We start from the raw sequence: 16,571 nt of genomic DNA, 5'->3' as shown, positions 1-16,571 counted from the left end.
GCCCATGCGAACCCCCGGCGGAACCGACAGTCTGCCTTCCCGGGCGGATCACGACCGGATCGACCCGGCAGTGTGGCGCATGGCCATCGCGGTCATCGTCGGTGTCCTCGCGGTCGTCTTCGACACGACGATCGTCAGCGTCGCGATCAACGATCTCGCCGACCGGCTCGACGCCTCGCTCTCCACCATCCAGTGGGTCAGCACCGGCTACCTGCTGGCCATGTTCGTCGCGATCCCCGTCGCCGGCTGGGCCCAGTCCGTGCTCGGTGGCAAACGGCTGTGGATGTACGCCCAGGGCGTGTTCCTGCTCGGGTCGGTACTGTGCGCGACCGCCTGGGACGTCCACAGTCTCATCGTCTTCCGTGTCATCCAGGGCCTCGGTGGCGGCATCATGATGCCGCTCATGATCACATTGATCATCCAGGCGGCGCGCGGGAACACCATCGGCAGGGTGCTGGCGGCCATCTCGCTGCCCATAGCGCTCGGTCCCATCCTCGGGCCCGTGCTGGGCGGGGTCATCCTGCATCTGGGCAACTGGCGCTGGCTGTTCCTGGTCAACGTCCCGATCTGTCTCCTCGGTCTGCTGCTCGCCGCGCGGAACCTGCCCGAGGACCGGCCCGCGCCGGCGGACCGCACCCGCCTCGACATCGTCGGGATGCTGCTGCTCTCACCCGGTGTCGCCGCCGTGATCTTCGGTCTCTCCCGGGTCGAGGGCAGCGCGGGGTTCGCGAGCGTCGAGGTTCTGCTGCCGCTGCTCGGCGGCCTTGCGCTGATCGGAGCGTTCGTCGGCTGGGCGCTGCCGCGGTCCGCCGGCGCGCTCGTGGACCTGCGCCTGTTCCGCCACCGCGCGCTGACGTCCGCCGCGGCCGTCGGTTTCGTGCTCGGCGCCACGCTCTACGGCTCCATGCTCCTCCTGCCTCTCTACTGGCAGCAGGTCCGCGGCGAGGACGCGCTCGGTGCCGGTCTCCTGCTCATCCCGCAGGGCGTCGGCACCCTGCTTTCCCGGGGCGTGGCCGGTCGGTGCACCGACCGCTACGGGCCGCGCTGGGTCGCCGTGACCGGCTTCGCCATCGCCTGTGCGGCCACGGTGCCGTTCGCGTTCGTCACCGCCGACACCAGCGACGTCCCGCTGATGGTCGCGCTTCTCGTGCGCGGTGTCGGTCTCGGCGCCGCCACCATTCCCCTGGCCAGCGCCGCCTATGTCGGTCTCGGCCACGAGGAGATTCCGCACGCCAGCGTGATCACCCGGATCGCCCAGCAGATCGGTGGCTCCCTGGGCACCGCTGTCCTCGCGGTGATCCTCCAGCACTCCGTGGACGGCGCCGGGACTCCGGACGCGCTCGCCGACGCGTTCGGCGCAGCCTTCTGGTGGTCCGTCGCCTTCACCGCAGTCGCGGTTCCCCTCTGCCTGTTCCTGCCGGGCGGCGGCGCCCTGCGCCGCGCCCCGCACGCGGCCGAAGCCGAGCTCGAGGAGGCGATGCCGGTCTGATGCCCGTCTGATGCCTGTCCGGGTCAGGCGAACAGGAGCCGGGCCCAGTGGTCGCCGGCGGAGGTGGTGACTCCCGGCGGGACAGCGAAGATCGCGCTGCCGGTGTGCCGGATGTACTCGTTGAGCGCGTCCGCGCCGGCGAGGCGGCGTTGGATGGGGATGAACTGGGTGCGCGGATCACGCTGGTAGGCGAGGAAGAACAGGCCGGCGTCGAGGTGACCGAGGCCGTCGCTGCCGTCGGTGAACGAGTAGCCGCGGCGCAGCAGCGCCTGGCCGCCGTTCGTCTCCGGGGCGGCGAGTCTGATGTGCGCGTTGGCCGGGATGACCGGCTCGCCGTCGGCGTCGCGGCGGGCGAGGTCGACCGGCTCGAACTCGCCGGTGCGGCCGAGCGGCGCGCCACTGACCTTGGTCCGGCCGAAGGTCGCCTCCTGCTCGGCGAGCGGAGTGCGATCCCACTGCTCGGTGAGCATGCGGATGCGCCGGGCGACAAGGTACGAGCCGCCGACCATCCAGGACGCCGCCGGGCCGTCGTCCGCGGCAGCGACCCAGACATGCTCGTCGAGGCGTGCGGGCTGCTCGACGTGCAGGTTGTTGGTGCCGTCCTTGAAACCGAGCAGGTTGCGCGGCGTGATCTGGGTGCTGCTGGTCGACGCGGTGCGGCCGAACCCGAGCTGTGACCAGCGGACGGCGACCGTCCCCCGGCCGATACGTGCCAGGTTGCGGATGGCGTGCACGGCCACCTGCGGGTCGTCCGAGCAGGCCTGGACGGCCAGGTCGCCGCCGCAGCGCGCGGGTTCGAGCGCCTCGCCGGGGAACGGGGGCAGGTCCACCAGCGCCCGCGGCCGGCGCCCGGCAAGCCCGAACCGGTCGACGCCGTCCGCCGTGGTGAACAGAGAGGGGCCCACCGCGAACGTGAGGGTCAGCCGGCCGGCCGCGAGCCCCTCGGCCTCGCCGGTGTCGTCAGGGGGCGCCTGCTGGCGGCCGGCGACACCGGCGCCGACCGCCAGCCCGGACGTCATGGCGGCGGCCGCCGCCGTCCATTCGCGCAGCAGGGCGACGAGGTCGGCGCGGGTGTCCGTGACGATGTCGAACGCGGCGAAGTGCAGCCGGTCCTGGGCCGGGGTGGCGATGCCGGCCTGGTGGTCGCCGTGGAACGCGACGATCTGGTCGGCAGGGCCGGCTCCGTCTCCGCGGCCGCTCCCGCCGCTGCCGTCATCGTCGGAGCAGGCGGCCAGCCCGCCCACACCAGCCGCGCCCGCTGTGGCCGCGGCCGCGGTCAGTCCGAACAGCCGCCGCCGCGACACCCGTGCCCGCCCCGCCATGCGCACTCCCTTCGGGTCGCCGTGTTCCGATGCTGTGCCGGTCAGTGCTGTCCCGATCGGTGCTGTCCCGGTCAGGCCGCGACGGCGCCCGTCAGGCGGGACAGCGGCTCGGCGAGCCCGTCCACCTTGTCCGACAGTGTTCGCACCTCGGTCGTGTCCAGGTCCGTGTACGGGACGAAGCCGTCACCGGAGCGGTACGGGTCGAGCGCCTTCTCGACGTCGACGAGACGACCGTCGATGATCCTCGCGAGGTCGGGGTCGGTGTCCGCCAGCACCGGTCGCAGCGGCTCGTAGGCCGCCCGTGCGCCCTCGACGTTCGCGGCGAAGTCGACCAGGTCGGTGCGCGAGTAGCGTTCCTCCTCACCGGTGACCTTGCTCGTCGCGACCTCGTTGAGGAGCTCGGCGGCACCGTTGCCGAGCTGGCTCGGGGTCAGCTCGACGTCGGTGACCAGGGTCTGGAGCCTCTTCACGTCGGTGACGAGCTGGTCGGCGACGGCCGGGTCGGACGTCACGTTGTCGACCCAGAGATCCTTCTCGATGACGTGGTAGCCGGTCCACTCCTCGGCCGGGACGTCGCCCTCGCGGGCGTCGATCGCCGGGTCGAGATCGCCGAAGCTCTCGGCCACCGGCTCGATCCGCTCGTAGGGCACCCGCGCGGCCGGGTAGAGCCGCTTCGCCTCCTCGACGTCACCGCGCCGCACCGCCGCGGCGAACTCCTCCGTCGCCGTGACCAGCGCGCCGACCTGCTCCTGGACGTAGACGCGATAGGCGCCGACCGCCTCGAACAGACGCGGGTCGGTGCCGCCCTGGCCGGCACCGTCACCCACGTCGCCGGAAACCGTCAGGGTCGAGGTGATGCCGTCGCCGGTGGTCCGGTTGGGTCGGCAGCGCAGCGTGTAGTCGCCGGTGGCAAGGTCGACGGTCAGATCCCGGGCGGTGCCGGGGGAGACGTTCTCCACCTCGCCGACCGACCGGTCGCCGGTGCCGATGATGTACACCTCGATCGCCTTGTCACCGCCGTTCGACACCGAGAAGGTGTGCGTTCCCGCGCCGACCGCCGGTCCCGAGTAGGCGCAGGTGCTGTCGTCGGCGCTGATCAGCCGGCGGCCGCCGGAACCGTCCCCGCCGCCGTCGGAACTGTTCATCGCGAAGCCGATCGCACCGCCGGCCACGAGCAGCCCCACCACCGAGACACTCAGGACCGGGACCGTCGTGAGTGTCCTGCGCCACCCCATGACCTCGTCCTCCTTCGCTTCGTCGTCGTTGTCGCCGTCTCCGCCGTCTCCGTCTCCGCCGCCGTCCGCGGTCGGTGCAGCTGCGTCTGCCGCGGGTGCGTCTGCCGCGGGTGCCGCTGCAACGGATGCCGCTGCAACGGATGCCGCTGCAACGGATGCCGCTGCAACGGATGCCGCTGCAACGGATGCCGTTGCCGCCGCCGGCCGCGCGGACCGGGCCGGCCGGCGGCTGACGTAGAGCGCCATGACCGGGATCAGGTAGGCGAGCCAGACTCCGAGCTGGGCCCACGACCAGACCGGACTGATGTTGAAGATGCCCTTGAGCAGGGCACCGAGCCAGCTCCCCTCCGACAGGTGCGCGGAGAAGTCGAAGGCGAGCGCGTCCCGGCCCGGGAGCAGGTCGGCCTCCTGCAGGTCACCGATGCCGTAGGCGGCGACACCGGCGGCGACGACGATGAGCGCGCCACCGGTCCAGGCGAAGAACCGGCCGAGGTTGACGGTGATCGCCCGCGTGTAGAGCAGGTAGCCGATCAGGACCGCGGCGAGGATGCCGATCAGCGCGCCGAGGGCGGGCCCCGCGGTCGAGCCGCTCGTCGAGTCGATCGTCGCCCACAGGAAGAGCGCCGTCTCCAGGCCCTCCCGGGCGACCGCGAGGAAGGCCGTGAAGGCGACCGCGCCGGCGCCCATCGTCAGCGCCTCATCCATCCGGTGGCGAAGTTCGCTCCCCAGCGAGCGGGCGGTCCGCCGCATCCAGAAGACCATCCAGGTCACCAGGAGTACGGCGATCAGCGACAGGATGCCGCCGAGCCCCTCCTGGGCCCGGGTCGACAGGCTCGCCGACGTGAACGTCAGGGCAGCACCGAAGACGAGGCTCAGCGCGATCGCCGCCGCGACCCCGATCCCGAGCTGTACCAGCCGGTCCCGTCGGTCAATCCTGACCAGATAGGCGGCCAGGATGCTCACGATCAGAGTGGCTTCAAGCCCTTCTCGTAGTCCGATCAGCAAGTTCGGAACGAAGTTTTCCACTCCACCACCAAGAAGCCACAACGCTTGTAAAGGTGGCTTAACCTAAACCCTGGATGTCGGACCGCGCAACCGCCGTCGCCGTGACCGGCCCCACTTTCGCTCACCTGCCGGCCGCCGGTCCGTCGCACGCGCCGGGGCGGGAAGGAATCGCTCGGGAGGCCTCGTCCGGGTGCTGCTGTCGCTGTGCCTCATCGTGGGCCCTCAGCCGTGGCGGGCGCGGTACGCGGTTCTCCGGTGGCGCGCCCTGAGGTCGAGGCCTCGAAAGAGAAGCGGTTATCCCCATTTCCTTTGGCGGCGGCGCCAGGCGTCGGGCGCCGGGGGCCCAGGGGCCTGCGATCGCGATCCGAGGTCGCGCATTCCCTCCTCGGCCGCTCCGGTCTCTTGACAGCATCGAGGTGCTACGACAATGTTGTAGGAGTTCGGTCCCGGTGGTCGAGTGGTCCCACGCGAGCGGGCACTCCCGGTCGGCCGACCGTCGTCGTGTCTGCTCGCACCCGTCGTTTCATGCTTGTGACCTGCATCTTTGTCCGGGAAGGCAGTCGGCGCAGGACCTGCGATGTCACGGCACCGGGCTGTGGACTGGCACCGTCGCGCGCCCGGCCGAGCGCGGCGGTCGAACGCCCCGGATGTACTCGACGCCAACGTGTGGTGCGGCTGCCTCCAATCGGCCCGCGTAGCCGACGAACATGCCGCCGGGCGGCTTCGCACCTTCGCCGTTCCGCAGGGTCTGCTTTGATCATCTGCACACGTCCGATATGACGTGTGGGCGGCCTTCCGGTCCATGCACCCACCGGGTGAGCGGAGATCACCTCGATCGCGCATCATTTCCGAGCGGCAGCAACTGGCGGCGGTGAGCAGTATCGATCTCGTTTGATCCGCCGAGGGCTGCGGCGGGGCAATGCCGCCCGCGGAAGTGCAGGAAGTCTGGCGCGCCAGCATTCGGCACCGCCTCCGCGAGGGCATTCCCGCGGAGGCGGCGGCAGACCGTTCGGCCGTGGATTTTCCGACTGCGGCCGAAGCGCATCGGCGGCGCAGGGGCGACGGTCGATCCCGGGTGTGTCTCTCCGGGCACGCGCCGCATCAGGCTTCTCGCGGTCGGCACCCGCGCACGCGCGCGAATCCCGCCCTCGCCGCTTCGGCAGCCGAGGTCGGTCAGGCCGGCTGGCTGCCGGGTTCGCTGGGGCTGGGGCTGGGCGTGGGGCTGGCCGTGGGCTGCAGAAGTCGCATGATCATCTCGACGGTGCGGTCCAGTGGACGGCGCCGGGCGGTGACCGTGGACAGCAGCGTGCGGGTCAGGATGGCGCCGAGGAGCATGTCGAAGACGTCGTCCGGGTCCACGGCGGGGTCGATGCTCCCGGGCGGCGCGGCGTGCAGGATGTCCTGGAACTGTGGTCGCGCCGACACGCGCAGATAGAACTCCGGTGGGCGCTGCCGGCTCGCGGTCTGGTGGTGGGCGAGCAGCCCGGCCGCGGCCGCGCGCGCCGCGGGCGCGTCGAAGGCGGCGACGTAGGCGCGGACGAAGCGGCGGAGGTCGCTGCGGAGGTCCCCCGTCGGCTGGACGCTGAGCGGACTGAGGCCGGGGAACGTGGCTTCCTCGATCAGCTCGATCCGAGACCCCCAGCGGCGGTAGATGGCGGAGGCGTGGACGCCGGAGTGCCCGGCGACGGCGTGGATCGTCGTCGCTTCGAAGCCGCGCTCCACGAGCAGTTCGCGCGTTGCCACGAGGGCCCGTTCGTCGATGCTCGTGTCCCGGGGGCGCCCCGGGCGGCGGCGGGGAGGCTCGGCCATGCCGGCGATCGTATGGGCGACGACTCGGACCCACGCCGGCTCCGTCGAGTTTCAGGACAAGATCTTCTATAAAATTTCAGGACGGAGTCTTCTATAACTCGCCGGCCGTCACTACAGTCCGGTGCCGGGGACATGCGCTGGCGGCAACGGAGAGAGAAGCTGATGCGAGCTGCTGTGCTGCAGGGTGGGACGGTCGAGACACGCGTCATCGGTGATCCGGTGCCGGAGCGGGGTCAGCTTCTCGTCCGGTCACTGGCGTGCGGGATCTGCGCGTCGGACATCCACTTCATGGATCACCTGGAAGCCGGCATGGACGACGAAAGCGGGATGTCGACCTATGACCGGGACGCCGAGATCGTCATGGGTCACGAGTACTGCGCCGAGGTCGTCGACTACGGCCCCGGTACCGAGCGCCGTATCCCTGTCGGCACCCGGGTGAGCTCCCTGCCGGTGCTGGCCACCGCCACCGGGCGAAGGATCATCGGGCAGAACCCCGAGTCGCCCGGAGGGTTCGGCGAGTACTTCCTGCTGGACGAGTCCCTCACCCGCGTCGCGGTCTCGGAGCTCCCGAGCGAGATCGTGTGCATCGCCGACGCGATCTCGGTCGGCTGGTCGGCTGCCTCGCGTGCCCAGGTGACGGCGAAGGAGGTGCCACTGGTCATCGGCTGCGGCGCGATCGCGCTGTCGGCCATCGCGCAGCTGCGGCGCCTCGGGGTCGGCCCGATCATGGCGGTCGACTTCGTCGCCTCGCGGCGGGAGACCGCGCTGGCCATGGGCGCCGACGTGGTCATCGACCCCGCCGAGATCTCGCCGTACCAGGCATGGCGGGATGTCGCCTACGGCCCTCCCGAGCCGATGAAGGAGATGCTGACGGCGGCCGGCCTGCCGGGCTGCGTCGTCTTCGAATGTGTCGGTATCCCCGGCGTCCTCGACTCGATCATCAGGGGATGCGAGCGTGGCACCCGGATCTTCTCCGTGGGCGGCCCACCGGAGGGCGAGCACCTGCACACCCTGACCGCCAAACGGAAGGGCCTGAACATCCAGTTCGGCGGCGGCCCGTTGATGCACCACTGGGACGAGGCCTTCGAGGCGGTCTGTTCTGGCAGCCTCGACGTCACGCCGATGCTCGGCCGGACCGTCGGGCTGGACGGCGTCGCCGACGCTCTCGCCGCGTCGCGTGACGCCAACGGGCCGGTCCGCATCGTTGTCGTCCCCTGAGACGAGGTCCGCGTATGAGTGAGATCGACGAGCTTCGTGCCGTGGTCGAAGGACTGGCGACAAGGATCCGCACCCTCGAGGATCAGATCGAGATCATGCAGCTCGTCGCCCAGTACGGGCCCGCTGTCGACAGCGGGTCGGCGCAGGCCACAGCGGCGCTCTGGACCGAGGACGGCGCCTTCGACGCCGTCCCCACGCTGCGGATGCGGGGGCGGGGCGACATCGCCGACATGGTCAACGGCGGCCACCAGAGCCTGATCCGCAACGGCTGCGGCCATGTCCTGACGGTGCCGCACATCGTGGTCGACGGTGACGAGGCGACCGGCCGCAGCTATGCGCTCAACATCCGCTGGGACGCCGACGCCGACCGGTTCTGGGTGGCCAGGGTCTCCGCGAACACCTGGCGCTGGGTGCGTACCGCGCAGGGCTGGCGCATCCGCGAGCGGATCAACGCCAACCTCGACGGCACCCCCGAACACCGCGAGATGCTCGCGCCACCGCCACCGCCACCGCCACCGCCACCGCCACCGCCGGTCTGAGTTGTGACCGGTCCGGTGGACGCGGCGCGCCCTAAGGAGGATCAGTGAAGATCGGATTTGTCGGGGCGGGTCGCATGGGCCGTCCGATGGTCGACCGGCTGAGGGCGGCGGGCCATGACGTGACCGTTCTGGCGCGTCGTCCCCAGTCGCGGATGGCAGCGGAAAGCGACGGGCTGACCTGGGCCGGGACGGTGTCGGCGACGGTCCGTGAGGCCGACGCGGTCTTCGTTGCCGTGCTGCGTGACGATCAGGTCCGCTCGGTGTGCCTGGGTCCGGACGGCGCTGTCGCGGCCATGAGGCGGGGAGCGACGCTCGTCCAGCACACGACGTCCGACCCGCGGACCGCACAGCTGCTCGCCGAGGCGGGAGCCGGCCGCGGCGTCGGTGTGCTTGACGCCGCGCTCTCCGGCGGCCCGCATGATGTCGCCGCGGGCCGGCTGACGCTGTGGGTGGGCGGGGACGAGGCCCTGCTGGACCGGATGCGCCCGGTGCTCGGCACGTACGCGTCATCCGTCATGTTCGTCGGGGGGCCGGGCGACGGCCAGCGGGTGAAGCTCGTGAACAACGCGCTGTTCGTGGCGCAGGTGGGGCTCGCGATCGACGCGGTACGTCTCGCGGGCTCACTCGGGATCGAGGAGGCGGCGATCCTGGCGGCGCTGCAGCACGGCAGCGGCGCCAGCCGGGGCCTCGGCGTCGTCGCGAGCGGTGGCTCGGTCGATGCCGTCGCCGGCCGGATCGGCGACCTGATGCACAAGGACGTCACCGTGGTGCGTGAGGTGGCCCGCAGCGCCGGCGCGGACCTCGGAATCATCGGCACGGTCCTGTCGTCGGACGCGGTTGAGCGCAAGGTGCTCCGCCGGGCGAACGCGCCGGACCTGACGCACTGACCACTGACGGAACAACCCCACCGTTTCGCCTTTCGCCGTCTCGCCGGCACGCGGTGCGACGACGAGGTGAATCAGGCGGAGACGGCGGGACGTCGAGAGCCACCACGAGGAGAACAGGGTGACAACCGTGACGAGCAAGTACGGCCCATGGGGCATCGTGGCCGGCGGTTCCGACGGAATCGGGGCCGCGTTCGCCCACGAGATGGCCGCCAGGGGTCTGAACGTCGTGCTGGTGGCGCGGCGGATTCCTGTGCTGGAGGCGTTCGCCGAGGAGATCCGTGCGAAACACGGTGTCGAGGTCCGCACGGTCGCACTCGATCTCAGTGCCTCGGGCGCGCTGGCGGAACTGGCGAGCGTGACCTCCGACATCGAGGTCGGACTTTTCGTCTACAACGCCGGCGGTGACGACTTCAGCACACCGTTCCTCGACAAGGACCTCGCCACRCATCTGTTGCTGGTGCATCGCAACTGCGACAGCGTGCTCGAGGCGGCCTACCGGTTCGGCGGGCCGATGGTGACCCGCGGGCGGGGCGGCGTGGTACTCGTGACCTCGGGCGCGGCCTGGGCCGGCGGCGCCACCCTTGCCACCTACGGAGCGACCAAGGCGTTTGATCTCATCCTGGCCGAGGCACTGTGGGCGGAGTGGCACGCGAGCGGGGTCGACGTCCTGAGCCTCGTGCTGGGCAAGACCGACACGCCGTCGATGCGGCGGGTGTTCGACGCCAAGGGTGAGCCGTACGGCGAGGTCGCCGACCCGGCCGATGTCGCCCGCGAGGCACTCGACCATCTTGGCGACGGCCCGACCTGGATCTTCGGCAGCCCCGACCCGACCGGCGCCTCGCCACTCGGTGCGCTGTCCCGCCGCGACGCCGTGCTCGTGATGAGCCGAGCTCGCTGAGCCTCTCCGGGCCTGCCGCCGGGGCCGGCGGCAGGCTGCCGGGCTGCTGCTGCGTCAGGCTGGGACGGTGCCGCAGGCCTCCATCGTGGCGCCCCGGTAGCCGGTGAGGAACGACGTGCGTCGTTGCTCCGCGGAGCCATGGGTCCACGACTCCGGGTCGACCCCGGCTCCGGCGCTGGCCTGGATGCGGTCGTCGCCCACCGCCTCGGCCGCACCGAGCGCCTCGTCGAGGTCGGTCTCCGTGATCGTCACGTTGCCGCCGCGGTTCGCCAGCGTGCTCCACACCCCGGCATAGCAGTCCGCCTGCAGCTCCAGCTGCACTGACAGCTCGTTCTCCCGCGACGGATCCGCCTGCTGCGCCTGGCGCAGCCGCTCCTCGGTGCCGGTGATCGTCTGCAGATGGTGCCCGACCTCATGCGCGACGATGTAGGCCTGCGCGTAGCGGCCCTGCGCGCCGTACCGCTCCTGGAGCTCGCTCAGGAAGCCGAGGTCGATGAAGACGCGCTGATCCGGGGGGCAGTAGAACGGCCCGACCTCGGCGGACGCGGTTCCGCAGCCGGTGGAGACGGCGTCATCGAAGTAGACGAGGGTGGGCGGGGCATAAGTCTGGCCGGTTCGAGTCTGGCCGGTTCGCTGGAACTCGGCCGTCCAGACCTCGTTGACCTCGTTGAAGACCTTGAGGACGAGGCAGTCGTCGTACTGGTCGACCGCGCCGGCCGTGGCACAGCGGCTGGCGATCTCACTGGCCGGCAGGGCTTCCCGCCCCGTGCCCTCGCCAGTTCCGCCAGTTCCGTCGGTCCCGGCGTCGCCTCCGCCGCCACCGATGAGCGTGACGAGCAGGTAGACGACCACGCCGATGATCCCCGCCCCGCCGCCGCCGATCGCGAGCCCCCGGCCGGCGCCCGATCCGCCGCGCCGGTCCTCCAGCTGGGACGTGTCGACCGGCGAGTCGTCGAACCGCATCGTCTGGGCCTGCCTCTCCGAGGAGCACGCTGCACTGGACAGAACGACCGCTGCCCGCCCCCGCGCTTCACACGCGGGGGGCGGGCAGCACTACCTGGGCCGGTGCCTGGTCTGTCAGTAGCGGGTGCTCGCCGTCGAGCGGTTCCGCGGACGGCGACGGAGCCGGCGCAGACCGCGCGCCGCCGACCGATCGGCCGCGTTCACGTCACGTCGGGCCTCATTACGGAGCCTCCGTAGCAACTTCATTGTTTCCTCCTCGAGCTTCGTCGTGCCTGCGTGTGTGTCCGGGCCTTGTCGTCCGGTCACCGGCCTGAACACGACATGCCCGACCTGCCGCCAGTAACACCTCTTGTCGCCCGTGCTGGCATCGCCCCGCAGGCTGACCGTCAGGGGCCGGCCAGGCTGGGTGCGAGGGCGAGGAGCTCGGCGGCCAGCCGTTCGTCGCCCTCCACCTGGGCGGCCACGGTCGGCACCGTCGCACGACCGCCGGCCAGCAGGCAGAACGGCACGATTCCCAGGGTCACGGCGTTCGCCGCCGCCGGAACTGCCGTCGGGCCCGCCGCCGTGGCCGGGCCGGCGGCGCGCAGCAGTCCCGCGGCCCAGGAGGGTTCCACCGGGGCGTGGCCGGGCTGCCGCTCCGCCACGCCTGACGGGTCGAGTGACCAGGTGCCGCCGCCCGGCCCGGTCAACGTCACCGTCAGCACCGCCGGCCCGGCCGGCGCGACGGCGGCCGCCCACTGCCCGGCCAGCACGCGCAGCGCGAGATCCGCCATGGTGTGCAGCTCGTCCTCACCCGGATCCGGCACGGTGACCCCCGCGGCCGCGGCGATGTCGCGGGTGTGGATCCACGTCTCGAAACCGCGGGCGGTCAGATGATCGACCGGGATGGTCGGCCAGCCACCCGCCGTCACGACCGGTGGCTCAGGGCCGCCGGCAGCGCCGGCGCCGGCGGCTGAGGACGCATCGGCCACAGCCGTGCAGAGGAGCGTGGCGCGTTCGTACCAGCGGCGCTGGGCCTGCTCCGCCGGCCACTCCCGGGTGGCGGCCAGAACGGCCTCGGTACGCGTCACGGGGTCCTCGTCCGGCCGTTCCAGATCATGCCCCGCGTCGCCGGTGCCGGCGGCCTCGCCGAGCGCGGCCAGCAGCAGACCGTCGACGGCGTACAGGTGCAGGACAAGGTCGCGTACCGACCAGCCGGCCGCGGACGGCCGGGTCCAGTCCGCCGGGGCCAGCTCGACCAGCAACCGGTCCAGCGCGGCCACACGGCTCCCGTAGGTCGGGGTCTGCCACCCGTGCGCCCGGACGGGGCCGGCCTCCGCCCGAACAGGCGTGCCCGGTGCGGCGGGCCGGACGGCGAGCGCCGCCGCGAGGACAGCGTCCAGCGACGCGGCCCCGACCGGTGGCGGTGCGTCGCCGGCCTCCCCGGTGGCGGACCGGACCGGGGGCGGAACGGCCAGCGCGAGCTCCGCGGCGTCGGTGGAACAGGCCACGCACCGGCCGAGATGTGTCTCGACGGCATCCGCCTCGGCGGCTGTGCAGGCACCCAGGACATACGCGCCGAGCAGCCCGGACACGCATGCGTCCGGGCTGGGCACGATCGTGGGGTCGACCGTCACGGGGCGGCTCCCAGGCGGGTGAGGGTGAGCGCAAGAGCTGACAGAGCGGCTCGCATGCGCGATTTCGCCGTCCCCTCAGGGATGGCGAGCCGAGTGGCCACCTCACGGTAGGTCAACTCCGTGAAGTACGCCAATTCCACGACCTCGCGCAGCTTCGCGGGCAGCGCGGCGACGGCGGCGCGTACGGCGTCGGCGTCCTCGCGGGCGAGGAAGTCACGGTCGGCCGCAGGCTCGTCCAGATGCTCGGTGAGCTGCCGGGCGACCAGGTCGTTCGGGCGCCGGGCGGTCTCCCGGCGAACCCAGTCGACGGCGCGCCGGTGGGCGAGCACCGCGAGCCAGGTACGCAGCTCCCCGCGCTCCGGATCGAACCTGAGCGGATGCTGCCAGAAGGCGACCAGCACCTCCTGAAGGACGTCGCGGGCCGCGTCGGCGTCGCGGGTCACCCGGGCGGCGACGGCGAGCAGGTAGCGGGCGTACCGCTCGTGCACGACGGCGAGCGCGGTGGGATCACCGGCGACCAGGCGGCCGTGCAGCTCCGCGATCTCGTGCCGTGAGGGCGGCTGGCGGGCGGCGCCCGCGCCCGCCGCGGCGCCGGCGGCACCGGCCCCGGCCGGTGGCAGCCGGCGCGCCACGGGTGCCGCACCGTCCTGTCCGTGCACGCTAGGTATTGTGCCATGGACGTTCCGCCCCGCCGGTCGGCGATCCTGCCCCGTTCCGCCCTCCCCCTTCCCCCACTGTGCGGGGTCGGGCGGCGAAAAGCGTCTGACCTGGCACTGAGGCAGGAATCGGACTGCCGGCGGCGGCGCGGTAGCACGTCATACGGCCGACATCCGTTCTGATGCCGTAAGACTCCGATCCGCGGTGCACCTGCGGTCAGCGGCCAGCCGGACCTGGGCCCAGGGCGCTGGTGCGCCGAACGGCCAGGTGGAGATCGACCGTCGCCCGATGTGGGGGAGCGGTTGCGCATGAGCTACCAAATGCGGGCCAGTGCTCCGGCCTTCAGGCCGGGGGTGAAGGCCCGCGCGGGAGGGCCGTCAGGCCCGAGCATGCTCTAAAACGGACGGGTCTGCTGCTCGATGTACTGGCGGAGCACGGTCGGCGGAGCGCCACCGACGGACCCGGCGAAGCAGGAGCCCGACCACAGTCGCAACAACGCGGGGATCCAGATCGTGAAGCCGCTGCACGAGATGACGGTCGAGGAACGGGACGACAACATCCGGGTCGCCGCGATTTCCCCGGGAACGACGGACACACCGTTGCTCGACAGCCGACGTCCCCCGAACATCACCGACGAACAGTGGGCGGCGGGGAAGGCCCAGTACGGAGCGGACAACGTCGACGCCCTGCGGCGTATGGCGCGGCCCGAGGAGATCGCCGCCGCGGCGCTCGCCGTGGCCTCCCCGGAAATGAGCTTCGTGACCGGAACGTCGGTCGTGGTCGACGGCGGTATGCTCGCTGGTCTCTGACCATGAGGAGGAAGCGTCCCGATGGCCACCCCTGACGTGCGGGTGCTGCGAGCGGCGCTGCGGGACGACCTCGTCGCCGCGATGAAGGCCCGGAACCGCGATGCGGTCACGGCACTGCGCACGACCATCGCCGCCCTCGACAACGCGGAGGCGGTAGCGGTGGAGGTGCCGGGTCAGGAGCAGCCACCGGCCAGTGGCCGCATCGCGGGTGGGCGCGAGGGGCTCGGCGTGACCGAGGCGGAACGCCGCGAGCTGTCCGCGGACACCGTGCGCGCCATCCTGCGCTCGCAGCTCTCCGAACGCGTTGACGAGGCCGACCGGTACGACGCGCTCGGGCAGGCCGCCGCCGGCGATCGCCTCCGCCGGGAGGCCGACGCACTCAGGAAGTACGTGCAGGAATAGCGGCTCCGCGGTCGGGTGAAGGCCTCGCCCACGAGGCTGAGGATGGCGCAGGCCGCGAGCACGGCGGCGGCACGGCGCGGTGGGGGCCCGATCAGCAGCGGCCCGATCAGGAGAAGAGGCTGGCGAGGCCGAAGGCCGCGATCACGACCGCCACAATCACCGCGGTAAGTACCAGGGCGAACAGGATCGGCCGGCGTTCCCAGACAGGCGGGCGGAAGCCGGGGAACATCGACTGGAATTCCTTCGCCGAAACGGGTTCGTCCAGCTTGCGTACCTCCACGCCGTGCGGTTCGAGGAGGTCACGCAGCTCGGCGGGGTTCCAGACGTTGCCGTCGAACCGCACCGGTACTGCGCTCGCCGTCCGTTCCAGAAGGACCCAGGTGGCGGGCCGGCCCAGATACCTCACCGTGACGATGGTCGCCCGGGTGAGGTCCCGTAACGGGAACCGCGTCGGACGTCCGAGCATGTTCACCCGCTCCAGGATGTCCTCCCGGACGACCAGGCGCTCGACCTTCCAGCGGAGCACCCCGATGACGGCCATCACCGCCAGCCCGCAGGCCGCGGCGACGAGGTATTCCACCCACCCGTCGTCGGCCTGGCGGAGCGCGGCGGCGGTCGCCGTCGCAGCGCCGGCGGCGAAGAGAACGAGAAGGCGGCGAGGGGACGGGCGCACGGTCCGTTCCTGCGTGACGCGGTATGCCGTCTGGGTCATGGATCAGCTTGTTTCCTGGATTCGCCTTGCAAAACAAGGTGATTCCGGCCATCGGAGGGGTCGGGCCCCGGGGTTTCCGCGGCCCTTCTCCGGACTGGTTGTGTCGAGTGCAGGCGGCGCTGGCGCCGGCAGGACGACGGCGCCCGGGGCAGGCAGAATCAGCGCGCGACCGCCGCCTGGGATCCAGGCCGGCGTCTGTTCCGCGTCCCCCCGGGGCGCCGGTGAACGGGCGTCACCGTCCGGGAAGAGGAGAGGCCACGAACATGGAGATCGCTGTCATCGGCGGCACCGGGCTCATCGGCTCCCGGGTGGTCAGGATCCTGAAGGCGGGTGGGCACGAAGTCGTCCCGCTCTCGCCGTCAACCGGCGTGGACCTGCTGACCGGGCACGGCCTTCCCGAAGCCCTGAAAGGGATCGACGTCGTCGTGAACCTGACGAACTCGCCGACGTTCGACGAGGCTTCGTCCGCGTTCTTCCGGAAGACCATGGACACGATGCTGACGGCCGCTGAGGCCGGCGGCGCCGGCCATGCCGTCATCCTCTCGATCGTGGGAGTGGAAAAGGTGCCCGGCCTGGACTACTACCGCGCAAAGATGCTGCAGGAGGACATTCTCAGGGCCGGCCCGATCCCGTACTCGATCGTCCGCGCGACACAGTTCTTCGAGTTCGTCGACGCGGTGCTCTCCTGGACCGCCGACGAGAACAGCGTTCGCCTGCCCGCCACGCCCGTCCAGCCCATCGCCGCCGCCGACGTCGCCCGGGCGGTGGCCGACGTCAGCGCGGGTGACCCGCTGCGGGGCACCCGTGATGTCGCCGGCCCCGAGGTCTTCACGCTCGACGAACTCGGCCGGATCACCCTGGCGGCGCGCGGCGACCACCGCACGGTCGTCACCGACGACAGCGCCGGCATGTTCGCCGCCGTCCCCGGCGACGCTCTCATCGCCGGGGACGGCGCCGTCCTCGCCGGGACGTCGTACCGCGAGTGGCTCGCGGGCCAACGCAGCTGAACG

Annotated in this window: 15 protein-coding genes and 1 pseudogene; 8 read left to right on the top strand and 8 right to left on the bottom strand. The window is 71.7% G+C overall.

From position 1 onward, the window contains the following. The first annotated feature begins 4 nt into the window (after nucleotides 1–4). Nucleotides 5–1,489, top strand: a complete 1,485-nt coding sequence (locus CC117_RS18020; RefSeq protein WP_071085651.1) for an MDR family MFS transporter — start codon at nucleotides 5–7, stop codon at nucleotides 1,487–1,489. A gap of 23 nt (nucleotides 1,490–1,512) precedes the next feature. Here the strand turns inward: CC117_RS18020 and efeB are convergent, their stop codons facing one another. The 3 genes from efeB to CC117_RS18005 form a co-directional block, all read right to left on the bottom strand. Then, nucleotides 1,513–2,811, bottom strand: coding sequence for an iron uptake transporter deferrochelatase/peroxidase subunit (gene efeB / locus CC117_RS18015; RefSeq protein WP_071085649.1), 1,299 nt, complete (start codon nucleotides 2,809–2,811; stop codon nucleotides 1,513–1,515). 71 nt (nucleotides 2,812–2,882) lie between these two features. Then, nucleotides 2,883–5,009: an iron uptake system protein EfeO gene (efeO, locus tag CC117_RS36435; protein ID WP_241830217.1), complete on the bottom strand. Its 2,127-nt coding sequence runs from the start codon at nucleotides 5,007–5,009 to the stop codon at nucleotides 2,883–2,885. A gap of 1,215 nt (nucleotides 5,010–6,224) precedes the next feature. Then, the gene (locus tag CC117_RS18005; RefSeq protein ID WP_071085647.1) at nucleotides 6,225–6,860 is read right to left on the bottom strand and encodes a TetR/AcrR family transcriptional regulator; all 636 of its coding nucleotides are present in this window, start codon (nucleotides 6,858–6,860) and stop codon (nucleotides 6,225–6,227) included. Nucleotides 6,861–7,022: 162 nt separating this feature from the next. Here CC117_RS18005 and CC117_RS18000 point away from each other — a divergent pair, with 162 nt between their 5' ends. The 4 genes from CC117_RS18000 (at nucleotide 7,023) to CC117_RS17985 (ending at nucleotide 10,402) form a co-directional block, all read left to right on the top strand. Continuing rightward, nucleotides 7,023–8,078, top strand: a complete 1,056-nt coding sequence (locus CC117_RS18000; RefSeq protein WP_071085646.1) for a zinc-binding dehydrogenase — start codon at nucleotides 7,023–7,025, stop codon at nucleotides 8,076–8,078. A gap of 14 nt (nucleotides 8,079–8,092) precedes the next feature. Next, nucleotides 8,093–8,617 (top strand): nuclear transport factor 2 family protein, encoded by a 525-nt coding sequence (locus CC117_RS17995; RefSeq protein WP_071085644.1) that lies wholly within the window; start codon nucleotides 8,093–8,095, stop codon nucleotides 8,615–8,617. A gap of 44 nt (nucleotides 8,618–8,661) precedes the next feature. After that, on the top strand, nucleotides 8,662–9,504 hold the full coding sequence (locus CC117_RS17990) for an NAD(P)-dependent oxidoreductase (RefSeq protein ID WP_084132319.1): 843 nt from the start codon (nucleotides 8,662–8,664) through the stop codon (nucleotides 9,502–9,504). A gap of 127 nt (nucleotides 9,505–9,631) precedes the next feature. Next, nucleotides 9,632–10,402, top strand: coding sequence for an SDR family NAD(P)-dependent oxidoreductase (locus CC117_RS17985; RefSeq protein ID WP_071085700.1), 771 nt, complete (start codon nucleotides 9,632–9,634; stop codon nucleotides 10,400–10,402). A 54-nt stretch (nucleotides 10,403–10,456) separates the two neighbouring features. Here the strand turns inward: CC117_RS17985 and ypfJ are convergent, their stop codons facing one another. The 4 genes and pseudogenes from ypfJ to CC117_RS40900 form a co-directional block, all read right to left on the bottom strand. Continuing rightward, nucleotides 10,457–11,365, bottom strand: a complete 909-nt coding sequence (gene ypfJ / locus CC117_RS17980; RefSeq protein ID WP_071085639.1) for a KPN_02809 family neutral zinc metallopeptidase — start codon at nucleotides 11,363–11,365, stop codon at nucleotides 10,457–10,459. Nucleotides 11,366–11,751: 386 nt separating this feature from the next. Further along, nucleotides 11,752–12,981: a maleylpyruvate isomerase family mycothiol-dependent enzyme gene (locus tag CC117_RS17975; protein WP_241830216.1), complete on the bottom strand. Its 1,230-nt coding sequence runs from the start codon at nucleotides 12,979–12,981 to the stop codon at nucleotides 11,752–11,754. Beyond that, on the bottom strand, nucleotides 12,978–13,640 hold the full coding sequence (locus CC117_RS17970) for an RNA polymerase sigma factor (protein WP_241830215.1): 663 nt from the start codon (nucleotides 13,638–13,640) through the stop codon (nucleotides 12,978–12,980). Before CC117_RS17970 ends, CC117_RS17975 begins: the two co-directional genes overlap by 4 nt. Nucleotides 13,641–14,032: 392 nt before the next feature. After that, nucleotides 14,033–14,128, bottom strand: a pseudogene (locus CC117_RS40900) (IS200/IS605 family transposase); the annotation flags it as partial. Between the two features lie 40 nt (nucleotides 14,129–14,168). Between CC117_RS40900 and CC117_RS17965 the strand changes: the two are divergent. Next, on the top strand, nucleotides 14,169–14,447 hold the full coding sequence (locus CC117_RS17965; RefSeq protein ID WP_456320349.1) for an SDR family oxidoreductase: 279 nt from the start codon (nucleotides 14,169–14,171) through the stop codon (nucleotides 14,445–14,447). 21 nt (nucleotides 14,448–14,468) lie between these two features. Next, nucleotides 14,469–14,849 carry a GatB/YqeY domain-containing protein gene (locus CC117_RS17960; RefSeq protein WP_071085634.1) on the top strand — a complete coding sequence of 127 codons (381 nt, stop codon included), beginning with the start codon at nucleotides 14,469–14,471 and terminating at the stop codon, nucleotides 14,847–14,849. Between the two features lie 106 nt (nucleotides 14,850–14,955). Here CC117_RS17960 and CC117_RS17955 read toward each other — a convergent pair whose 3' ends face one another. Continuing rightward, nucleotides 14,956–15,561, bottom strand: a complete 606-nt coding sequence (locus tag CC117_RS17955; RefSeq protein WP_071085631.1) for a hypothetical protein — start codon at nucleotides 15,559–15,561, stop codon at nucleotides 14,956–14,958. A gap of 263 nt (nucleotides 15,562–15,824) precedes the next feature. On the opposite strand from CC117_RS17955, the gene CC117_RS17950 reads away from it, so the two are divergent. Further along, nucleotides 15,825–16,568, top strand: a complete 744-nt coding sequence (locus CC117_RS17950) for an SDR family oxidoreductase (protein ID WP_071085629.1) — start codon at nucleotides 15,825–15,827, stop codon at nucleotides 16,566–16,568. The last annotated feature ends 3 nt before the right edge of the window (nucleotides 16,569–16,571 follow it).

Source organism: Parafrankia colletiae, from assembly GCF_001854655.1.
Classification (GTDB): Bacteria; Actinomycetota; Actinomycetes; order Frankiales; family Frankiaceae; genus Parafrankia; species Parafrankia colletiae.
Note: the sequence above shows the minus strand (reverse complement) of the source record. Positions and strands in the feature narration are given on the sequence as shown.